Below are 20,856 nucleotides of genomic sequence, written 5' to 3' on the forward strand. Positions count from 1 at the left end.
CGCTCGCCGCCTGTGGCGGCGGGGGCGGCGGCGGCGGAGGGGGCGGAATCGTTACGCCGCCTCCTCCGCCCCCCCCGCCGCCTCCTCCCCCTCCGCCGCCGCCGCCCCCTCCGCCGCCGCCCGCGCCGGGACCGTCCGCGACTTCGGCGGAATATCTGCGGAACTATGGGGTCGCAAACATCAATGCGATCGCCGCCTGGGACACGGGCGCGACCGGTCTGGGCATAAATGTGGGGGTCATCGACTCGGGGATCGACTTTAATCAGGCCGATCTCGTGGGAAGGATATCGCCTCTGTCGACCGACGTTGTTCCCGGCCGCAACACCCCCACGGGGACGGTCGGAACCAACGGAGCACCTGCCCACGGCACGATGGTGTCCGGCGTGGTCGCCTCCAATTTCAACGGCTTCGGCACCATCGGCGTGGCCTATGAGGCCACCGTCATTTCCATCCGTTCGGACATCAGCGACTGCACCGATCCGGACGATACGGTCTGTTTCCGGTCTTCCGACCTGGCGCGCGCCATCGACTATGCGATCGCCAACAACGTCCGCATCATCAACATGTCGCTGGGCGGCGACACACCGCTCGGGGGCGTGTTCGAGGCGGCGATGCAGCGGGCGGTGAACGCCGGGCTGGTCTTCGCCATCGCGGCCGGCAACGAATCCGGCCCCAGCCCCGAATGGCCGGGCCGCTACGCCACCGATCCGCGGTTCCTCGGCAACATCATCGTCGTCGGCGCGCACGACAGCGCCAACCAGATCGCCGGGTTCTCGAACCGGGCCGGCGTCTCGGCCAACGAATTCATCAGCGCGCCGGGCGTGGACGTCATCACCAACTGCGACGGGACCGTCTGCTACCGGATCAACGGCACCTCCTTCTCCGCGCCCGCCGTCGCGGGGGCCCTGGCCCTGCTGCTGGACGCCTTCCCCAACCTGACGGGCCGTCAGGCGCTCCAGATTCTGCTGACCTCGGCGCGCGACACGGGCGACGCCGGCGTCGATCCGATCTACGGGCGCGGCCTGCTGGATCTGGCGCGCGCCTTCCAGCCGATCGGTTCGACCGCGGTGGCGATGAGGAGCGGCGAGACCGTCTCGGTCACCTCGCAACGCTACGCCTACACGGGCGGGGCCTTCGGCGACGCGATCCGCTCCGCTCCGGGCCTGCAGACCGTGGGCCACGACGACTTCGACCGCCTGTTCCGGGTCAATCTGGCGGCCAGCTACGGCCTCGCCCCGCGCGGCGTCGCCAACATGCTGCCCCAGGCGCCGCGCGAGCAGGCGCGTCTGACCACCGCCGGCCCGATGGGATCGACGCTGTCGCTGACGACCAGCGCCGCCGTCGAGGACAGCGCCTACGACCTCGTCACCTCGACCGGCGTCATCACCCCGTGGCTGGACGAACGCCGGCGCGAGGACGTGATGATGGAGTTCTCGGCCGGCCCCGGACTGGTCGCCGTCTGGCAGGGCCGCAACGGCGCGCGCTCGCCCTTCTCCCTCGGCGCGGCGGACAATTTCGCCTCCCTGGCCCAGGTCGACCGGGCCTGGCTGGGCGCGGTGCGGCTGGGCGCCGTGACGCTGACCGCGGACACCGGCGTCGGCGACCGGGCCATGCCGTTCCAGACCCGCGAGGAGGACGTCTCCCGCTATGCGCGGTTCGTGGCCGACTGGCAGGCCTCGCCGACCAGCCGCCTGCGCTTCGCCGTCGGCGGGCTGGACGAGAAGATGGGGCCGCTGGGCTCCTATGCGCCGCTGGACTCGGGTTTCGCCCTGCCCAGCAACACCACCTTCGGCTCGGTGTCGGGCCAGTTCGCCCTGCGCTCCAACCTGTTCCTGAACGCCGAGATGGGCTGGGCGCGCACCGATCTGGAGGGCCGGTTCCTGAGCCTGTCCGAGACGGCGCTGAGTTCGACCTGGGCGCTCGGCCTGACCACCTTCTGCCACCGGCTCGGCTTCGCCTGCGAAAGCCTTACCTGGTCCATCGCCCAGCCGCTGCGCACCGAAAGCGGGGTCTTCAGCGCCTATCTGGCCGATGCGCCGGCGAGCTATTTCGATACGCCGGCCTTCTCGGAACGGACCTTCTCGGCGACGCCGAGCGGACGCCAGATCGACATGTCGCTGGGCAGCGTGCATCGGCTCGGCGACGGGTCGGCCCTGAATCTGCGGGCGCTGGTCACCCGGGACGATCAGAACGTCCGGTCGTCGCCGACGACCTGGACGCTGATGGGAAGCTGGGGGAAGACGTTCTAGGGCGCGGGTCGGCGGGCCGGGGCGGGTTTGCCGTCGGCCAATCCCGCGTCTATGGCTCCTGAGAGGGGGCGAGCGTGGCGATATTTCCAGTCATCCTGTGCGGCGGAGCGGGCACGCGGCTGTGGCCCGCGTCGCGTCCGGCCCGGCCGAAGCAGTTCATCGACCTGGCCAGCGACCTGTCGCTGTTTCAGGAAACCGCCCGACGGACCGCGCCCCTGACGCAAGGGGGCGGGCGGCTGCTGGTCGTATCGGGCCAGGCCCACCGCGGTTTCGTCGATGATCAGTTGGCGGCGCTCGGGCTGGACGCCACCGTGCTGCTGGAGCCCGAGGGCCGGGAGTCGGCCCCGGCCATGGCCGCCGCGGCCGCCTGGATCGCGCGCGAGGCGCCGGACGGCGTGGCGCTGTTCGTGGCGTCGGATCATCACATTCCCGACGCCGAAGCCTTCCGGCGGGCGGTGCTTGAGGCGCTGCCGACGGCCGAGGCGGGGCGGATCGTCACCTTCGGCATCCGGCCGACCGGGCCGTCGTCGGCCTATGGCTATATCCGGCCGGAGCGGCCCGGCCTCTCGCCCGTGGCCGCCTTCGTCGAGAAGCCGGACCGGACGCTGGCGGAAAGCCATGTTCGCGACGGCTATCTGTGGAACAGCGGCAACTTCATGGTGCGCGCCGCGGACCTGCTCGACGAGCTGGACGCCTTCGCGCCCGAGGTCGCCCGTGTCGCCCGCGTGGCGGTTCCCCGGGACGCGGGCCGTGTCGTCCTGCTGTCGCCGGCCTTCCGGACCGCGCCGAAGATCTCCATCGACTATGCGGTCATGGAGCACAGCCGCCGGATCTCGGTTCTGCCGGTCGATTATCGCTGGTCTGACCTGGGGGCTTGGGACGCGGTCGCGCAGGCCGGCTCGGGCGGCCGCGGCGTCTGGATCGCGGCGGACGGCGACAGCGGCCTGGTGCGCGCGGCGGAAGGCATGGTCGTCGCCACCGTCGGCGCGACCAACCTGGCCATCATCGCCGAGCGCGACGCCGTCCTGGTCTGCAGCCTGGACCGGGCGCAGGAGGTGAAGGCGCTGGTCGAGCGGCTCCGCGAGGTGTCTCCGGCGCATGCGCACGGCCGGTGGGAGGCGGGCGGGACGCTGGCGGAGCGCGCACGCTATTTCGACAGCTGGATGCGGTTGAACGCCCTGCCGGTCTGGGCGGCCCTGGGCGTGGACGAGGACGGCGGCTTCCGGGAGGCGATCGACCTTTCCGGCCAGCCCGTCGGCGACTTCCGCAGGGCGCGGGTGCAGGGGCGCCAGGCCTATGTCTATGCGGTCGCGGGCGCGGCCGGCTGGGCGGGGCCATGGCGGACGCTGGTGACCCGGGGCCTCGAACGGTTCGAGGCGACCAACCGGCGCGCCGACGGTCTGTACCGGACCAGGGTGTCGGCGGACGGCGCGGTGCTGGACGACAGCGCCACCCTCTATGACCAGGCCTTCGCCCTGTTCGCCTTCGCCGCCGCGGCCAGGGCGGGCATCGCTGCCGACATGATGGCCGAGCGGGCCGAGGCCCTGCGCGACGCCCTCGCGGCCCTGCGGGCTCCCGCGGGTGGATGGCGTGAGACGGGCGATCATCCGTATCAGGCCAACGCCCACATGCACTTGCTCGAAGCCTGTCTGGCGTGGGAGGCGATCGAGCCCGAGGGCGGATGGGGGGAGATGGCCGACGAGATCGTCGCCCTGGCCCGGCGCGCCTTCATCGACGCGAAGGCCGGCTTCCTGCGCGAGTTCTTCGACGCCGAATGGCGGCCGGCGCCGGCCGACGACGGCCGGCTGATCGAGCCGGGGCATCAGTTCGAGTGGGCCTGGCTGCTGACGCGCTGGAGCCGGCTGCGCGGCGACACATGGGCTCGGGAGGCGGCGGTTCGACTTTACGACATCGGCGCGCGCGGCGTGGATCAGGGGCGCGGCGTGGCCATGGACGCCCTGAACGACGACCTTTCGGTGCGCTCGGATCAGGCTCGGCTGTGGCCACAGACCGAGCGGCTGAAGGCGGCGCTGATCCTGGCGGAGACGGCCGAAGGCGGTCGCCGGATTCTGCTGCTGGACGACGCGCGCAAGGCGATGGCGGGGCTGCAGCGCTATCTCGAGCCGTCGGGCCTGTGGCGCGACAAGATGCGGGCCGACGGCGGCTTCGTCGACGAGCCCGCACCGGCCAGTTCACTGTACCACATCATGGTCGCGTGGGAGCAGGCGAGGGCGTCGGCGGGGGTTCTGCCCGAATCCGGGCTGTCCATGCCGGCGTGAGTCTGTTCAGCGGTGCGGCAGAGTCAGGGCTGGAGTTCGCCGCCAGTCGCCCGCTTGAGTTCGATCTCGCGGTGAACGGCCTCCAGCGCCGATGCACGAGTTTCAGCCGTCGGATGATTCAGCTGTGGAAACCGGACACGCCAGTTCGCCCGCCCGAAGGCACGCCAGAAAGCCGCAGCGCCCGAAGTATCAAAGCCCGCGCGTGCCATCAGATACAGCCCCGCCCGGTCGGCGGCGCGTTCCGAGCCACCTTCGCTGGTGATGCTTGGGCGGCCGGTCTGACGTCCGTACTCCCCCGCTTCGTGCCACACGCGGTGCCCGAGCACGTGATGGGCAAGCTCGTGACCGAGCACCAGGGCCAGGTCCTCCCTGCTGGCCGCATAGGCTGCCATGGCGCTGGTTATGTACAATCGCCGACCGTCGGCGCGAGCGTTCAGTTCGTCCGATGGATTGACCTGAACGTCGTAGCCACATGCGGTCCGAGGCTCGAGCCTGACTATCCGGCTCTCGCCGTCCCTGCTGACGGAGAGCACCACGGGCCCCTCTGCCAAAGCCCGGTCGATTTGCTGTTGGTGATGATCGAGACCGGTGATGGAGGGCCCGCCGCCAATCACGCCCTGGCCGAGGCTACGGCCGTTTACGGCCATGATCAGATCGCCGACGCCGAGCCCCGCAGCCGCTGCGGGGGAACCATCGGGCACGGCGAGAATGCCCGGCAAGTCGCCGGTCAGGCCGAACGTGGCTTCGGCAAAAGGTCTAAGTTCCCGGCTGTACTGGTTGGCGGAATGCAGCATCCACCCCGCAGACTGGCGCGTCAGTGGGCACAAGGCCGCATTAGCCAGACTCAGTCGCCACGCAGCATCAGCAACCCTCTGGTCAAGCCCCGTCAACGCCATCAGCCGGGCCTGGGGACCATTGTCGCCAGGCCGGGAGTCCAGGGCTTCCCCCACGCGCGCAGGACTGCAGGCCGCCGCAACGGCCGCCATCGCGATCACAAGCATCCGCTTGGAGGACCGACGGTATTGCTCAGCAGAAGAGAGCGCGAAACCCATTTGCCCGTCATGGCCGACGTCTTGCAGACGTTCAAGACACAATGGACATGCGGGGCCCCGGCGTCTATCCGTGGCTGGCGGCGGACCACGTTACCGACACAAGAAGGCGATAAGAGCTGGTCCCATGACGTATGCTACCGGACACGCGCCGAGCGCGAGCTTTTGTGAAGCATGATCTCACGATTTCTGAAGCGTAAAGTCCCGTCAGGTTCCCCCACCAGGCCGGCGGTCCCGGCTGGCGAGACCATATGGGCAATCGGCGACGTCCATGGTCGGCTGGATCTCCTGGATGCTCTCGTGAGCGCGATCCGTGACGAGGCGCGCGCGGCGCGCGGTCGCAAAATGGTAATTTTCCTGGGCGACTATATCGACCGCGGGCCAGACTCCCGCGGCGTGATCCGGTTTCTGACCGAGCTGGACGGGGGGGAGGGGATCGAGTGGCGTTTTCTGATGGGGAACCATGAGAGGACGATGCTGGATTTTCTGCAGGACCCATCCGTCGGCGTCCAGTGGTGCGAGTTTGGCGGAGAAGCGACCCTGGCCTCCTATGGCCTGAAACTGCCTCACCTCAGACACAAGCCCGAGGCTTGGGCACGCGTCAGCGCCGACCTGGATCACATGCTTGCCGAGCCTGAACGCCATTTTCTCGAGAGCCTCGAACTCTCCATCACGGTGGGGGACTACTTCTTCGTTCACGCGGGCGCTCGGCCGGGACAGCCCCTGGACCGCCAAACCTCCCGGGACCTCATGTGGATCAGGAATTCATTTCTCGACAGCGAAACGGCCTTCGAGCGCGTCGTCGTTCACGGGCATACGCCAACGCGGTTCGTTCACTCGGACCACAGAAGAATAGGACTCGACACCAAGGCCTACGCTTCTGGCGTCCTGTCCGCAGTTCGTTTCTCCGGCGAAAGTCGTTGGCTGATCCAGGCCACGAAAGACCCGGAAGGAGACTCGGTCTCGGTAAACGGTTCGTGCCTCAGCGCCGTCTGACGCCGGCTGCAGACAAGACCGGCGGAGTCAGACCCGCCCCCGCTCGGTCCGGCGTGCAGCTCCGTCCCCGTCCGTTCGCCCGGCCAGCTCAAGAATCGCGCAACACACGGCGAAGATGGTGGCGATTGTCACGGTCCGCAGGGGATAATCGACCACGGAGTGAGCCAGCACCGCGACTATGGCGATGGTCGAAGCGCGCTGCAGGTCCCGATCGGTTCCGACTTCGCCCCGCCACGCACTGAAGGCCCGTCGTGCAAACCATGCAAGAAAACCGACCATCAACGCGAGTCCGAACCAGCCGGTTTCGAGCCATGTCTCCAAATAGTCGTTGTGCGCCTGGTTAAAGAAGGTCGGATCAAGTTGGGCGAGCGGCTCAACCGAGCGGAACACCGCGTCAAACGATCCGATGCCCGAGCCAAACGGCAGATGCGCCTCCGCAGCGGCGGTGACGATTGGCCAGTTCTCCAGCCGCCCTTCCGTTGCGCTCAAACGGTCAAAGCGGTCCAGGATCGGTCCCAGGGCGAGAACGCCAACGGCCGTGATTGCCGCGGCGGAAACGCCCGCTGCGCCCCATAGAAACGCGTGAGGCCGTCCACGGCCTGCGGCGGTCCATGCGGCGAGCAGGCTGGCGATGAGTACCGGGGCCAGCAACAGAATCCCCGTCCGCGACCGGATGACCCCGAGCGCAACAACGATCAGGCCCATCAGCAACAAGGATAGCCAGAGAGCCCAGGGGTTGGAGCCGCGGCCGCGCCGCATGACCCGCGCTCCGAGAACCGCCGCGAAGGGCAGTGCGATGAGACAGAGGGTGGCCAGATGATTGCGGTTCGCGAAGAAGCCCACGACGGCTCCCGCGTCGGTCGTGCGCCAGGGATAGAGTTGCTCCCCCCCGCTGGCGAGTTGCGCCGTACCGAGCATGATCGCCGCCGTCGTAGCCGCCAGTATCGCATAGACGAGCCGACGTCGGGACTCCGCCGTCACGACAAGGACGCCGAGGAACATGCTGACGGGCGGAAGGAGCGCCAGGAAGGACCGCCAAGTCTTGTCCGGGGTCAGAGACCAAGGAGACCATCCAGCAGGGAGGCCCGCGAGATCGAGCGCCAGGACCAATTGCTCGCGGTTCGGGAGCGAGGTCCACAGGCCCGGTGGCAAGGGCAGGATCTGGATCAGGGGAAGGGCCGCCAGACCACCCAGAAGAGCCAGGCTGAATCGATGGATGCGCCATCCATCCGATTGGGACATTTGGCCAAAAGCAAAAACGAGAAGCGGTAAGGAGGCCAGTTCAACAAGCGCCAGACGGAGCTCGTGAGCCCGGCTGGCTCCGCCAAACAGCACAGCAAAAACCAGCAAAACCATCGCCGCGATAGCGGCGAGACTTTGCTGGTCCTTTAACCTCAATCTGTAGCGCACGAAAAGTTACAGGCTTTTCTATGCGTCCAGAACAGTCTTAGTCGCTTTCGCTGTCGTCGTCGGTCGCGACCACGATCGTGGCGATCAGAACGGCAGTGCCGATCAGCAGAACCGGCAGCGGAATGCCGGCAAATTCACTTGCTTCTCCGGCCGAGGCGCCGACGCGATCGCCAACGCGAGCGCCAACATCGCTGGAACCAGCCGCGGCGGCCTGGCCGGCAACGAGCAACAGACCCGCCGTAACGGCAGCAATAGTCTTACGCATCTCAATCCCCTTCTGTGGTGAATTTGGCCCTGGAGCCAATCATTCGGCTGTATTCTATATGTTCAATCAATCGGAGCGGCAAGGCGGAAAAGTGCCCGTCCGCCACTAAAAGGTTGGTTCGGGCGGTTCTGTTCCCGGTCAGGCGGGATCAGGGCCGGCGACCGGCGCTGATCCGCAAACGATCAAACCACACAACGCTTTGTGTCCGGCGGTCACCCGGAACGGCCTCAAGGCGCAGCCATTGGGCTGAGCAATTCTCGCCCGGCACGGCGATAGGGATACTGAAGGCTCGCCAGGTTCCACCGACGGCCCGCGAGGCATCCACGCCGGCTTCTCCGATTACCACGCTGGATTCTGCACACAGCACTCGCCATTGCATGCGAACGTCCTGGGTCGCCGTCTCCACGCGAAGTTGTCCGGTCAGGACGTGCGGGCCGGCGTCCAGAACCAGGAGTTGCTCGGCGAAGACATCGTTGCGGCGCCCGTCATACTCCACGCGGAGAGCATTATCGTCCTGTCGCACGTCGTCCTCGGTAATCTGGACCGAAATCCCCGCCGCGGTTCCCAGGCGCCATCCGAATGGCAGAAAATCGGGAATTGCTTCCTGGCTAAAGTCGCCGTTCTGCAATGCCTGTCCCACCGCAGGACGGTTGAGTTGACCCCGCAGGAAACGAATGCCCGGATAACGGCCTTCCGAGGCCCACATTCGATAAAGATGGCCCAGCTCGGAATCGGTAAAGGGCCGGGCGGAGGGCTGAAGGGCGATCGCCAGCGACGCGAGGACCGGATCGCCGTCCTCTCGCGCATGAAGGGAGTTCAGGTACGCGGGACGCCAGGACGGGCCGGCCGCCAGAAGGCGGGTAAGGTGCGGCGTCGACCGGGGATCCGACAGGGCGGCCGTCGTGAACAGGTTAAACACCTGCGGTTGCAGGTCTTCCCTGCGCCTGACCAAGGTATCGGCGTGCGCGAAGGACGAACCATAGTCCCCCCGGCGCAGGCGGTTTTCCATCAACCAGGCGTGTGCGGGATCGTCGCGCAAGCTCCAGTTTCCCGCCAAGGTGAGGATATCATCGGCGCGCTGTTCACCAGCGTCTTGAGCTTCGACCAAACCCCTGACCCGCAAGGCGCGGGCGTTGAAGGGCGCTCGCGACAGGGATTCGTCCGCCAGCGCCTTGGCGTTTTCAAAGCGCTTCTGGGCGAACTCGCTCTCGGCCGCCTTGCGAAGAACTTCGGGGGAGGCGGGCGAAAGCCTCACCGCCAGAGCTGGCGCCGCACGGTCTGCAACCGGAACCTTGACGATCTCCCAGCCCAGCCACACGGCGGCAACCACGCAGCCATACCAAAGCAGCCTCTCGCCCGGGAACCTCCCCGGCCCCCGGCGGTTGGCGACCTCCTTAATCACCGCTTTTTGGCCTTACGGCTCTTGTCCTTCCCTTCGGAGCCAGGGCCGTAATTATAGTCGTAGGCGTACTCATAGCCGCCGTACTGGACCGTTTTGGTATTGAACTTGGTCAGAACGGCCCCGAGAATCCGACCGCCCCCGATCGACAGCCGGCGAAGGGCGCCGCGAGCCTGGGCCCGTCGGGTGCCTTTGGATTCCAGAACGAACAGCGTTCCTCTGACGGCCGAAGAGAGCAGCGGCGCATCTGCGAAACCCAGGACGGGCGGACCATCGATTACGATGTGGTCGTAGACGCCTTCGGCCTCCGCGAGCACCAGCTTCAAGCGATCCCCGCCCCACAGTTCCGCGGGGTTTGGCGGGAGCGGGCCGCAGGGGATGAAGTCCAGGTTCGGCTGGGAAGTGGGCTTGGCGAGCGTCTGCAGGTCGGCAGAGCCCGACAGCAGATTGCTCATCCCCACGTCGTTCTCGACGCCCATCACGCGGTGCATAGACGGGTTCCGGAGATCCCCGTCGGCAAGCAGCACGCGCCGGCCGAGACGAGCCAGATTGACCGCCATGGCGTAGGCGGTGGTGGACTTGCCTTCAGCGGGTTTGGAACTGGTGACCAGTATTGTCGAAGGCGCGCCGTTCGGCGTTGAGAACTGCAATGCAGTTCTCAACGAATAATAGGCCTCGGAGAAATTGGACCTTACGTCGTTCAGGGCCGTGGCCGGAGTCTCGCCTCGGTCCAGCAGCGGGATGACGCCGAGGGTGGGGAGGCCCAACTTGGATTCCACGTCGTCGGGCGACGCCAACGTCTCGTCCAGTGCTTCCAGAATGAAGGCGGCGGCGACGCCAAGCCCCATGCCGAACAGGGCCGCGAGGAGGAGGTTGAGCAACAGACGGGGCTCGGAAGGACTTCCCGGAATTTCTGCCTGATCGATGATCGAAATGTTGTTGGAAGCGATGCCGCCGGTCACGCCGACTTCCTTGTATCGCTGCAGAAGCCCGTCATAGAGCGTCCGGCTGGTGTCCAGTTCGCGCTGAAGGATGTTGTACTGAACGCTTCGGTCCCGCAGGTCGAGAACCTGGCCTTTCAGCCCCTCCACCTGGTTCTGCAGGCCGCGCTCCTCGCCGACAGCCACGACATACTGACCGCGGATGGAGTTCCGGATCGACCCGGCAATCGTATTGATCTGGCTATCCAGCTCTTCGCGCCGCGCGTTGAGCTGGACCATTTCCGGCCAGGCAGGCTGATAGACTTGCAGCTTTTGCTGATACTCGGCGTCCACTTTCGCCCGCTCTTCCGCCAGACGCTGGATGGCCGGATTCTGAAGCACCTCGGGGAGGCTCATCAAGGGCGCGCCGGATGCCTGCCGCCATTTTGCTTCGGCCGCAAGGCGCGCTGCCCGGGCAACGCCGAGGGCGTTGTTGAGGCTGGAAAGGTTCGCCGAGGCCAGGGACTGGGATTCGGCGCCGGTGGCGCTATCCGCTTCGCGGACGTTGATGATTTGCTGGGCGGCGGCGTAGGCGACCAATTGCCGTTCAGCGGCTTCGAGTTTCGTCTTTGTCTGGGCGATCAGGTCTTCCAGGAAAGTGCGGGCGTAGGCCGAGGATTCGTACCGGCGATCGAGATTGGCCTGGATGAAATTCTCGCCATATGCGTTCGCTACACGAGCGGCCAGACGGGGGTCGGCGCTTTCGAACGAGACGACGACCAGCCGCGACCCCCTCACAGGCGCCACGTCGAGATTGCCGAGCAGGGTCTGGACCACTACCTCACGGCGAAGGGCCGCCCGGGCGGCCGCCGTGCCCTCTTCGGCCGGCGGCTCGACCTTCATCTGCTCCAGAAAGGCGTCCGAGTTCGCCAGGCCCAGAGAATCGACCACACGCTCGGCGAGCGAACGACTGCGCAACAAGCCGTATTGTGTCTGAAAGAACTCTTCGCCCTGGACCATGGATTCCCGGGGCTGCACTTCGTCGACATTCAGGACCCGCGCCGATTCCCGATCGATCTGCAGTGTCGCCGACGCCCGGTAGATTGGCGTCATGAGGAGTGTCGCCACCGCGCCCAGAACCAGGGCCGCGATCAGGGAGCCGAGGATCAGGAAGCGGTGCTTGACCGCGAGTCGCCAATACTCCGCGATATCGAATGTCGCCTCGTTTCCGCCGAACATCGGGGCGCGGTGTGTATCGACCGGGCCAAACGGCCCGGGGGCAGCGGCACCCCTGAAAATTCCGCCCTGTTTCGCAGCGTCGCCTTCGCCGAACATTCTTGATTACCTAGTTTTGACTTGGATACGATGCCCTACACGCCTCTAGCGTATGGACGTAGTGAGCGCGAGTTTTCCCGCCGGCCCGATGAACACGCGTCACGTTGGCAGCCTCGCCGCCATTCCGCTGACCCTACAGATAGCTGAAGACAGCCAGCCCCGGAAGCGCTGCGAGAATCTCTCGCAGGGTGACGCTGAGACGGGAGGTATCGACAATGACGATATCGTCGCCCTGAAGATAGGGATCTGTCATCTGACCACCCCGGATCTGGCCAAGATCAAACAAGGCGACCATTCGCCGTCCCTCTACAGTCCGGAAAACCGCGACGCTGGAAAGATTTGCGACGCGGGTAGGTCCCTCCGCCATTGCGACGGCCTGCAGCAGGGTTGTGCGGCCCCGCATCTGATAGACGCCGGGCTTGGTCACCGCTCCGTCGATCGTCACCTTCTGGTTGGCCGCTTCTATGACCGTGACGCTCACTTGGGGATTCCGCAGATAGCGTTCCCGGAGGAGTCGCTCCATCTCGCGGGACAGGTCCTCAGGCGTGAGTCCGGCAGCCTTTATCGTTCCGATCATCGGCATCTGCAGGTTGCCGGAGGCGTCTACAAAGATTTCCTCGAAGCTGAGGTCCTCAATCTGGAACACCGCGACATTCAGTTTGTCCGACGGTCCGATACGGTATTCCGGGTCCGAGGCCGTTGCGGCGCTGACCTGCAGCGCGTCGGCGTTCACCGTCGTCGCCACCTCGGGCGAAGCCTGGCGGGGCGCGCCAGCGCAACCGACAACCAGCACCGCCAAAAGAGCCATGAAGGGAAGACGCATCAAGATAATCCAGCTTGAGACTGAGGGGTTACAATATGATAGCCACCGGTCTCACCGACGACCCCAGCGGTCTACGACACGGACGCTCTGAAGGCAAAGGCTGGTTCAGCGTTATGGCGGGTGATGCGTCCGCGGCGGCTTCGGGCTGTCCAGTCACGCTCGATTGCGCTGGCGACCGATCTGATGACCCGTCAGGCCTCGAGGGGTGGCGGTCAGAACATTCAACATGTAGTGACCGCTGGTTCCGAAAGCCGGTCACAGCCAAACCGGGGTTTCAGAAGAGAGGCCGCGATGTTTCGAGTTTTGAAGTTCACCACCCATCTTCTTGTGGTGATGGGCGCCTTTCTGCTTGCGTATCAAATGCGGCGCGCGCTTGATCTTGACTGGTGGCTGACGAACGACGACGCACAGCGTGTCATCGGCTGGGCGGCTCTCTACGCCCTCATCGCGGGCGCTATTGAGCTGGTTTCCCAAACCGAGCGCGGAGCCTGGCGTTTTGCCTCGGCGCGGGAGGTAGTCGTTCTGCTACGGAACACCATCGTCACGGCGCTGGTGTTTGTTCTTCTGATTTTCATCCTCGATCGAGGGGTGGATCTGCCTCGATCCGTGCTGCCGTTGGCCTGGGGATTGAGCTTCGCATTTCTCGTCGGACTGCGCTTGTCCTGGCGGCTCGTGTACGACCGAAACCTGGCCGCAAACATCCTGCCGTCCTGGTGGCGGGGCAAGGCTCCGCATGGCAAGGCCCTTGTGATCGTAGGACCGCTCGCCGCAGCCGAAAGACATGTTCGACATTTGAGATCTGACGCGGACCGGGGCTACTGGCCCGAGATCGTTCTGACGCCGAACCTCCAGGAGCAGGGTCTGAAGCTGCACGACGTACCCTGTGTCGCGGGGTACGCGAATCTCGAAAAGGTCCTGGCTATGCGCGGGAAGGAATCCCAGCGCCCGCCCTCTATTCTCTTTCTCGCGGAACCGGTCGCAGAGATGGGGTTCACCGCTGAACGGATCGGCCGTCTCCGGGCCGCCGGGCACGCGTTGCTGCGTCCGCAATCGCTGATCGGCCTGAATGAGGTGGACGGCGGCGGATCAAACAGGTTGCGGGAAATTTCCCTCGAGGAATTTCTCCCGCGCGAGCCCGTTCGTCTGGACCCAGGGCCCATCACCGCACTCATCGAGAACCGCCGCGTGATGGTGACCGGGGCGGGCGGAAGCATTGGTTCGGAACTGGCGCGTCAGCTGACGGCGTTACGCTGCGCTCATCTCAGTCTGGTTGATCATTCGGAGTTTCTGCTTTTCGAGATCAATCGCGAGTTGGCCGAGCGTTATCCTTCCGGCTCGCGGCGCGCCCTTCTTGCAAACGTGCGGGACGAGGATCGAGTTACCGAAATCATGCACCAGGAACGGCCGGACATTGTGTTTCACGCCGCCGCCCTCAAACATGTCGCCCTTGTTGAGGGCAATCCCGCCGAGGGCGTACTGACCAATGTGCTGGGCACCTCGAACGTGATGACGACGGCGATCAAGGCCGGGGCTGCCCAGTTTGTGCTGATCTCGACCGACAAGGCCGTGGCCCCCAGCAACACGATGGGCGCGACCAAACGTATTGCGGAAACACTTCTTGACCTAACCGCATCGGGGAAGACCCGATTGTCGGCTGTCCGCTTCGGCAACGTCCTCGGATCAGCCGGGTCGGTCGTGCCGATCTTCCGTGACCAGATCGCGCGCGGCGGTCCGGTCACCGTGACCCATCCCGATGTCGACCGCTACTTTATGACCATTCCGGAAGCCGTCCAACTGGTGCTGCACAGCAGTGCGATCAAGGCCAGTCAATCCGGGCGTGAGCCAAGCAAATTCCTGCTCGAGATGGGACAGCCCGTGAAGATTGCGGACCTCGCGCGGCAGATGATTGAACTGAGCGGCAAGGTGCCCGACATCGACATCGAGATCGAGTTCACCGGTCTCAAGCCGGGCGAAAAGTTGTCGGAGATCCTTTTTGATGAAGGAGAAAGCGTAACGGAGTGCGTTCCAGGCATCATGGAGATTCGCACTGCCAGCGCCCCCGATCTGACCGAAGCCGACGTCAGGGATCTGATAGCGGTGGCCAAGCGTCGCGACGAGCCTCGCACTCGCGAAGCGATCGCCGGCGCCATTGAGGCCATCCGCGGTGTCGATGTCAGGCGGCCCAGAAAACCTCGCCCGATGAGCATTGTTCCCGATACCCGGGCAAGCCGGTCCTGACCGGCTCCGCCCACGGAACAGCGCTCGCCTCTCCGCCCTTGGCTTGAAGGGGGACCGATGTCTGATGCATCCCTCTTCATCCGCCCGGGCACCGATCGTACCCGCGTCCTGGTGGTGCTGACCCTTGTTGTCTCGCTGGTGGCAAAGCTGCTGGGCTTCGTTCGGGTCCAGCAGATCGCGGCTCTGCTCGGCGCTACCATCTACGCCGACGCCCTGCTGCTGACCTTCCAACTGATATGGCTGCTGGAAACGGTGTTGGTCGCCGGGGCCGTCGTCCCGGCGCTGGTGGCGCGAATCTATCGGGTGGAGTCAGAGGAAACGGCCGAGGCGGCTGCCCGCCTGTTTCTGCATGCTGCCCTGTGGGCCACGTCCGCGACAGCTGCATACGGGGTGGGATTGTGGCTGTTCGCCGATCAGATCATCGCCCTCGCCGCGCCAGGCTTCGACAGTCAGGCCCGGCAGCTGTTTCGGGATCTCCTCGCCCTCAGTGTGGTTGCCCCCCTGTTTTTGACGCTTTCAGAATTTTCCAGCCTGGTGAACAGGCTGACTGGAAACGGCGTGTGGTATTCGGTGCCCCAGCTGGTCACTAATCTGACGGCTTTGGCGGGCCTGGTTCTGGGATTCCGTTGGCACGGCCCCACCGGAGCGGCGCAAGGAATGATCGCGGGCCTGTCGGTCGGCGCGATGGCAGTGGTGGGGCTGCAAGTTTCGGTCATGCCGCGCGATGCGGTCTCGAGCTTGTGGAGATTTCTCAAGGGGAAGGCTTCAAGGCCGATCACCCTGCCCCACGGAAAGGCCTACTGGGGCGCAGTCCTGGCGCTGGTCCTGTCAGTCCTGGTCGGGGAGTTGTACGTTTACATAGATTTCTACTTCGCTTCGACGGTCCGCCCGGGCGGAATCGGTTTGATCAGCTATGCGAGCCGATTGGCCAATCTGACCAACATGCTGCTCGTTTCGTCAGCATTCATCATTCTCGAACCCCGCTGGGCGCGCGCCTTGGCCGAGGATGGGTCCGGCGCATGGCGCAAGGCGGTCGCCCCTGACGCCGCGGCCTTGCTGAGCCTGCTTGCCGCACCGGTGGCGGTCCTGGTCTTCTTCGCGCCTCAAGCCACCGCCCTCATTTACCGAACCGGCTCGATGGCTCCGGCGGATGCAGCAGCGCTTAACCAACTGACCCAGATCTATGGCTTTTCTGTCCTCACCATCAGCGCCGCCTTAATACTCGCACGTATTCTCGTTCTTCACAGACAGACCCGCTGGATCGTCTGGACCAGTCTGGCCGTGCTTCCGATCAAGATCGGTTTCAGCATGGTGCTGGCCCCCCGTTTCGGGCTGAACGGCCTGGCCTGGGCGACGATCGGCGGGCTGACATTGCAGGTCGCCGCCTATGCCGTGATCCTCGTCCGGTCCGGGCTTGGGTTCAGCGTCTCCGGCGTGACGCCGAGGACGCTTCGATTGATCGCCGTGTTCGCGGCGGTATTCATTGCCGCGGGGAGCGTGGCCGCGCTCGGTCTGACACACCCGGTGCTCGTCGTCATGGCATGGGGGGGGATCGCATTGTTGAACATTGCGGTGGGCGTCGGGCTCAGTTTCGCCTATTCCGGCGCTGTTAGGAGCCTGTTGTCGTCCGCCGGTTGGCGGTCCCGGCTGGCGAAGCTTCTGGGAAGACACTGATGTGCGGGATATGCGGCGTCGTGTGGCGGCCGGATCAGAAGATCGAAGCCGGCGCGTCGGAACGTGTCACGCGGGTAATGATGGCAGCCATGAAGCATCGTGGCCCCGACGGGGAGGGTGTGCACCTCGGCCAGCGCGTCGCCTTGGGCCACCTTCGGCTGGCGGTCATTGACGTCGAAAGCGGCGCTCAGCCGATGTCGGCTCCGGATGGCCGGACGACGTTGATATTCAACGGCGAAATCTACAACTTTCAGGATCTCAGGCCCGATCTGGCAGCGCGAGGCTGGAACTTCCAGACCCGGTCTGACACCGAGGTCGTGTTGGCCGGCCATGTGCTGGAGGGTGACGCGGCGGACCGGCGTCTTAACGGAATGTATGCCTATGCCCGTCTGGAACAGACAGGCGGGTCCGAGGTCGTGACCCTGGCGATCGACCCCATAGGGATCAAGCCGCTTTACGTAGCTGAAACCGGGTCGGCCATCGTGTTCGCGTCGGAACTCCGGGGCATAATCGCGGCGCTTGAGACACTTGGCGAAACCCCCGAACTGGATGAGCAGGCTGTTGCCCAGTATCTGGCCCTGGGCTGGACCCCCGCGCCGCGCACCCTGCTCAGGGGCGTGCGCAAGATTCCTCGCGGCGGGCGATTGCGGATACATTCGGCAACCGGCGCAATCGATGTTCTCGAGCCCCAGCCACTGCCCGCGAAGGCGGAGTCGGCGACGGTCGAAGACCTCGAGGCCGCGCTTCGGGCGGCCGTCCGGCGCCAGATGATCTCCGATGTACCGCTCGGCTTCTTCCTGTCAGGAGGCGTGGACTCGAGTTTGCTGGTGGCGCTGGCTGCCGAGATGGGTCTCGAGCCGTTGACCTTCACCGTTCGTTTTTCTGGCGAGGGTCATGGCGTCGCGGCCGCGAATGAAGCCGATGTCGCGCGTGCCGTCGCCTCTCATTTCTCGACACGACATCACGAGTGCGAAGTCACCGGCACGGTGCTGACGGAGAGCCTGGACGACGCCCTGTCGGCAATGGACCAGCCGATCGCCGACCCGGCCTGCCTTCCCCTGCTGCTGTTATCGCGTTTCGCCCGCGAGCAAGTGACTGTTTGCCTGTCAGGAGACGGGGGTGACGAACTGTTCGCCGGCTATCCGAGGCATCAGTGGACCGGCTGGAAGCAGCAATGGAGAGGATTGCCGGGCGCAATCCGTAGCCCGTTGCGAGCGGCTTCGGCGTTTCTGCCGCAGGCCCCCGCCAGCGGCGTTGCGGAATTTCTTCGCCGGGCGCGAGTGGGTTTCGATCTGATCGATGACGAAAACTACTTCTCGGGGCCGTTTTCGGGATTGCGGGGGCGAGAGCTCGATCCGCAACCTGAGTTGCCGGACTGGGCCCGTAACGTCGCTTACGACGGCGACAAGATGCTGGAGGCGGACTTCGCGGGAGAGTTGGTCGGGCAAATGTTGCCGAAAACCGATCACGTTTCCATGTCGGCCAGCCTGGAATGCAGGGTGCCTCTGCTCGACCTTGAGGTCGTCTCGATCGCCAGGGCCATGTCGCTCTCGCAGAAGCGGCGAGGAGCTCGGGGCAAGCTGCCGCTCCGCGAACTGTTGGGCCGGCGCCTGCCCGCAAGTATCGCCGAGCGACCCAAGCACGGGTTCCGTGTTCCCCTCACAAGCTGGTTTCGGGGCGAGCTCTCGAGCCTGGTTCACGAACGGTTGCTGTCAACAGATCGCCCCGCAGCGGGACTGTTGCCCGTGTCCGCCGTGCAGCGCCTGGTCGACCAGCACATGTCGGGCGCCGCCGAACACTCCAGCCAGATATGGAGCCTTCTGGCGCTGCACACCTGGATGGACCGTCACGGGTTGAAATAGGCCATCTGACTGCGTCAGCCGCCGACGACCTCCGGCTTGGCTCCTGCCGCCCGGAACGCACCCAGAATTCGGTCTGTGACCTTCTCGATCGTTAGTCGTTCCATGACTTCGCGTCGTGCTCGCTCTCCCCTTGAGCGCCGTAGCTCGGGATCGGAGACCAGCCTGTCCAGATTGACGGCGAGGGCATCGACGTCGCCGATCGGGGTCACCCACCCGGCTTCCCCTTCCGCAGTAAGCTCGCCGAGGCCGGCTATGTCGCTGCCGATCCACGGAAGGCTCATGCACATGGCTTCTACGATGGAGTTCGGAAAGAACTCTCCCTGCGTGGAGGCCAACGCATAGATGTCCATGGCGTCGAGCAGCTGGGGCGTGTCGAAGCGTTGCCCGACGAAGATCACCCGATCCTCCATCCCGACTTCCCGCGTAACGGCCTCGACCGAAGGGCGTCCGCTGCCGTCGCCGACGAGGAGAACCCGAAGGCGGGGGTGCTTGTCCTTGAGCTTTGCCGCCGCGCGTACCAGCAGGTGTTGACCCTTGCCCGCCCCTTCCTCCCCAGGGAAGGCGACCATTGCGCCGACCGACCCCACGACCACCTCGTCGGTCAGGCCGAGCGACTTTCGCTGATCGGCGCGTTGCCGCGTACTGGGCACGAAACGAGTGGTGTCCACCCCATTGTAGGTGACCACGATCTTCTCGGATGGCACTCCGAAACTGATGAGCCGTTGACGGGTCTTCTCACAGACGCCCAGGAGGATGCCGGGAACCCGCTGCCAGACCTGGTTCCGCCAGTTGTGTGACGCTCGCTCCTCCACGCCGCGCACGCTCGTCACACAGGGTAGTCTGGTCCCCACAGTCAATCCCGCGAGCCAACCGCAGATGGTTGCTGCGGCGTTGTGACCATGAATCACGTCTGGTCGTTCCCGGTGGATGATTCGGGCCAAGGCTGCGATGCCCTTGGCCACGCTCACCGGATCATGCCGGTCATGAGCCAGCTCGGGGATGACGTGTACGGCAAAGCCGGCCTCGATCACCAGCGGCATGAGAACGCCGCCGCTGGTCGCGAACGACACCGTGTGGCCTCTGGCGCGCATCTGTTTGGCCACGGTCAGGGCCTGGGTGCCTGGCCCCATATCCGGCAGGTTCGACCGGATGACGAGAATGTGCATGATAGTCCTCTGATGCTAGTGGAGGCCGTCGATCGAGGCTGCAAGGCGCTGCAGCAACCGGATGACGTTCGAGGTCGCGGAGCCTAACGGCGGCATTGAAAAGTCCTTCGAGGGCAATGCAAAGCGCCGCCCGGCGATCAGGTCTACGGCCCCATCGAGCGACTCGACGACTTGCGCCAGGCCATACCGCGGAAAACCCGCTTCGTGGGCGAAGGTGACGCAGACAACAGGTTTTCCGAGGAGAGCGGCCTGAAGTCCCATCGTGCTGACCTCGACGCAGACAAGGTCTGCCGTCAGCAAGGCTTCCTCCGGGGTCAGAATTCCAAGGTCCAGCACCCCGTTCCGGGCCCCTTCCGGCATTTCAAACGGTGCATTCGGGTGGGGTCGCAGCAGGTAGGCGAAACCCGGATCCCGCTCGCAGATGCGCTCCATCGCGGCAACGACCTCGTCGGGCCGGGCGTAGGGGCGCTGATCGCTCGCCACTGCTCCCAGCTGCGCAGCGGGCCAGAGAATGACAGTGCGATCCGACAGTCCCAGCCGAAGACGAAGCGCGTCGCGGCGCGCGCCGTCGTCCGGTCGCGGCCTCATTGTGTCGAACGCCGGATTTCCGGTTACGTGGGTTTGGGTTCCGACCAGGCCGTCGCGCGCCAGCTCTTCCGCAACGACCGGACTGATCACCGTCAGGTGGTCGGCGTAATCGCCTGACAGGATCCACTCGCGCTCATCGACCAGGAAAAGGTCCCCCATCGCTACAGAAGGGATGCCCTGGCGGCGAGCGGCCCGGAGGAGAGCGAGTTCGAACCGCGGACTGGTGGTCGAGATCACCAGATCGGGCTTCGTTTGCAGAAGATAGCGTTCCATCGCCGAGACAGGCAAAAAGGCCTTGCGACCTTCTATCCGCACCCGGCGCATAGCCTCGTCGAGACCCAGTTGTTCGGCCAGGTCTCTCAGGCCGATCGTGAAATAGGCCTCGGTTTCTTCACGCGTGACATCGGCGTGGCCGTCGCCTGTCAGAAGCGTCAGCGCCGCTTCCCGGTAGGGTGCGTCGGCGGCAGGATCCGGGTCGAGCATTTTGATTACCGACCCCGCTTCAAGATCGGCGCGTTCAAAGGCGGCGCGCGCGGTTGTGAATCCGACCAGATCGACATCCGCGCCGAGCGCTCGAAGGCCCCTGGCGACGGGCGCGATCAT

14 protein-coding genes are annotated in these 20,856 nt (G+C 65.3%); 6 read left to right on the forward strand and 8 right to left on the reverse strand.

What is annotated here, in order from left to right; translation table 11 throughout:
• The first annotated feature begins 230 nt into the window (after nucleotides 1-230).
• Together ASD25_RS04800 and ASD25_RS04805 are read left to right on the forward strand one after the other, a co-directional pair.
• The gene (locus tag ASD25_RS04800) at nucleotides 231-2,249 is read left to right on the forward strand and encodes a S8 family peptidase (protein WP_235561697.1); all 2,019 of its coding nucleotides are present in this window, start codon (nucleotides 231-233) and stop codon (nucleotides 2,247-2,249) included.
• A gap of 74 nt (nucleotides 2,250-2,323) precedes the next feature.
• Nucleotides 2,324-4,528 carry an AGE family epimerase/isomerase gene (locus ASD25_RS04805; RefSeq protein WP_055827749.1) on the forward strand — a complete coding sequence of 735 codons (2,205 nt, stop codon included), beginning with the start codon at nucleotides 2,324-2,326 and terminating at the stop codon, nucleotides 4,526-4,528.
• A gap of 23 nt (nucleotides 4,529-4,551) precedes the next feature.
• Here the strand turns inward: ASD25_RS04805 and ASD25_RS04810 are convergent, their stop codons facing one another.
• Complete coding sequence (locus ASD25_RS04810) at nucleotides 4,552-5,580, reverse strand: M48 family metalloprotease (RefSeq protein WP_055827753.1); 1,029 nt, start codon at nucleotides 5,578-5,580, stop codon at nucleotides 4,552-4,554.
• 171 nt (nucleotides 5,581-5,751) lie between these two features.
• Here ASD25_RS04810 and ASD25_RS04815 point away from each other — a divergent pair, with 171 nt between their 5' ends.
• Complete coding sequence (locus tag ASD25_RS04815) at nucleotides 5,752-6,573, forward strand: metallophosphoesterase family protein (RefSeq protein WP_082560016.1); 822 nt, start codon at nucleotides 5,752-5,754, stop codon at nucleotides 6,571-6,573.
• A gap of 27 nt (nucleotides 6,574-6,600) precedes the next feature.
• Here the strand turns inward: ASD25_RS04815 and ASD25_RS04820 are convergent, their stop codons facing one another.
• The 5 genes from ASD25_RS04820 to ASD25_RS04840 all read right to left on the reverse strand — a co-directional run bounded on the left by ASD25_RS04820 (nucleotide 6,601) and on the right by ASD25_RS04840 (nucleotide 12,725).
• Nucleotides 6,601-7,983, reverse strand: a complete 1,383-nt coding sequence (locus ASD25_RS04820; RefSeq protein ID WP_156376896.1) for an O-antigen ligase — start codon at nucleotides 7,981-7,983, stop codon at nucleotides 6,601-6,603.
• A 37-nt stretch (nucleotides 7,984-8,020) separates the two neighbouring features.
• Nucleotides 8,021-8,248, reverse strand: coding sequence for a hypothetical protein (locus tag ASD25_RS04825; RefSeq protein WP_156376897.1), 228 nt, complete (start codon nucleotides 8,246-8,248; stop codon nucleotides 8,021-8,023).
• Nucleotides 8,249-8,396: 148 nt separating this feature from the next.
• On the reverse strand, nucleotides 8,397-9,578 hold the full coding sequence (locus tag ASD25_RS04830) for a hypothetical protein (RefSeq protein ID WP_156376898.1): 1,182 nt from the start codon (nucleotides 9,576-9,578) through the stop codon (nucleotides 8,397-8,399).
• Nucleotides 9,579-9,646: 68 nt separating this feature from the next.
• On the reverse strand, nucleotides 9,647-11,902 hold the full coding sequence (locus tag ASD25_RS04835) for a polysaccharide biosynthesis tyrosine autokinase (RefSeq protein ID WP_082560017.1): 2,256 nt from the start codon (nucleotides 11,900-11,902) through the stop codon (nucleotides 9,647-9,649).
• A gap of 133 nt (nucleotides 11,903-12,035) precedes the next feature.
• Entirely contained in the window at nucleotides 12,036-12,725 is a 690-nt protein-coding gene (locus ASD25_RS04840) for a polysaccharide biosynthesis/export family protein (RefSeq protein WP_055827770.1), read from the reverse strand.
• Nucleotides 12,726-13,016: 291 nt separating this feature from the next.
• Here ASD25_RS04840 and ASD25_RS04845 point away from each other — a divergent pair, with 291 nt between their 5' ends.
• The 3 genes from ASD25_RS04845 to asnB are packed head-to-tail and all read left to right on the forward strand — an operon-like array spanning nucleotide 13,017 to nucleotide 18,499.
• Nucleotides 13,017-14,963, forward strand: a complete 1,947-nt coding sequence (locus ASD25_RS04845; protein WP_055827772.1) for a nucleoside-diphosphate sugar epimerase/dehydratase — start codon at nucleotides 13,017-13,019, stop codon at nucleotides 14,961-14,963.
• A 57-nt stretch (nucleotides 14,964-15,020) separates the two neighbouring features.
• Entirely contained in the window at nucleotides 15,021-16,637 is a 1,617-nt protein-coding gene (locus tag ASD25_RS04850) for a lipid II flippase MurJ (protein ID WP_055827775.1), read from the forward strand.
• A complete protein-coding gene (gene asnB / locus ASD25_RS04855; RefSeq protein ID WP_055827777.1) occupies nucleotides 16,637-18,499 on the forward strand; it encodes an asparagine synthase (glutamine-hydrolyzing) in 1,863 nt (620 codons plus the stop codon). The genes ASD25_RS04850 and asnB overlap by 1 nt, the downstream gene beginning before the upstream one ends.
• Nucleotides 18,500-18,513: 14 nt before the next feature.
• Here the strand turns inward: asnB and ASD25_RS04860 are convergent, their stop codons facing one another.
• Both ASD25_RS04860 and ASD25_RS04865 read right to left on the reverse strand, forming a co-directional pair.
• On the reverse strand, nucleotides 18,514-19,665 hold the full coding sequence (locus ASD25_RS04860; protein ID WP_055827781.1) for a glycosyltransferase: 1,152 nt from the start codon (nucleotides 19,663-19,665) through the stop codon (nucleotides 18,514-18,516).
• A 15-nt stretch (nucleotides 19,666-19,680) separates the two neighbouring features.
• Nucleotides 19,681-20,856 carry a hypothetical protein gene (locus tag ASD25_RS04865; RefSeq protein WP_156376899.1) on the reverse strand — a complete coding sequence of 392 codons (1,176 nt, stop codon included), beginning with the start codon at nucleotides 20,854-20,856 and terminating at the stop codon, nucleotides 19,681-19,683.

It is taken from the genome of Brevundimonas sp. Root1423, from assembly GCF_001426805.1.

What these genes read in the sequence shown, in the direction of transcription:
- ASD25_RS04810 (WP_055827753.1), bottom strand. Translation starts at nt 5,580, where the DNA reads ATGGGTTTCGCGCTCTCTTCTGCTGAGCAATACCGTCGGTCCTCCAAG.
- ASD25_RS04815 (WP_082560016.1), top strand. Translation starts at nt 5,752, where the DNA reads ATGATCTCACGATTTCTGAAGCGTAAAGTCCCGTCAGGTTCCCCCACC.
- ASD25_RS04825 (WP_156376897.1), bottom strand. Translation starts at nt 8,248, where the DNA reads ATGCGTAAGACTATTGCTGCCGTTACGGCGGGTCTGTTGCTCGTTGCC.
- ASD25_RS04835 (WP_082560017.1), bottom strand. Translation starts at nt 11,902, where the DNA reads ATGTTCGGCGAAGGCGACGCTGCGAAACAGGGCGGAATTTTCAGGGGT.
- ASD25_RS04840 (WP_055827770.1), bottom strand. Translation starts at nt 12,725, where the DNA reads ATGCGTCTTCCCTTCATGGCTCTTTTGGCGGTGCTGGTTGTCGGTTGC.
- ASD25_RS04845 (WP_055827772.1), top strand. Translation starts at nt 13,017, where the DNA reads ATGTTTCGAGTTTTGAAGTTCACCACCCATCTTCTTGTGGTGATGGGC.
- ASD25_RS04850 (WP_055827775.1), top strand. Translation starts at nt 15,021, where the DNA reads ATGTCTGATGCATCCCTCTTCATCCGCCCGGGCACCGATCGTACCCGC.
- asnB (WP_055827777.1), top strand. Translation starts at nt 16,637, where the DNA reads ATGTGCGGGATATGCGGCGTCGTGTGGCGGCCGGATCAGAAGATCGAA.
- ASD25_RS04860 (WP_055827781.1), bottom strand. Translation starts at nt 19,665, where the DNA reads ATGCACATTCTCGTCATCCGGTCGAACCTGCCGGATATGGGGCCAGGC.
- ASD25_RS04865 (WP_156376899.1), bottom strand. Translation starts at nt 20,856, where the DNA reads ATGATCGCGCCCGTCGCCAGGGGCCTTCGAGCGCTCGGCGCGGATGTC.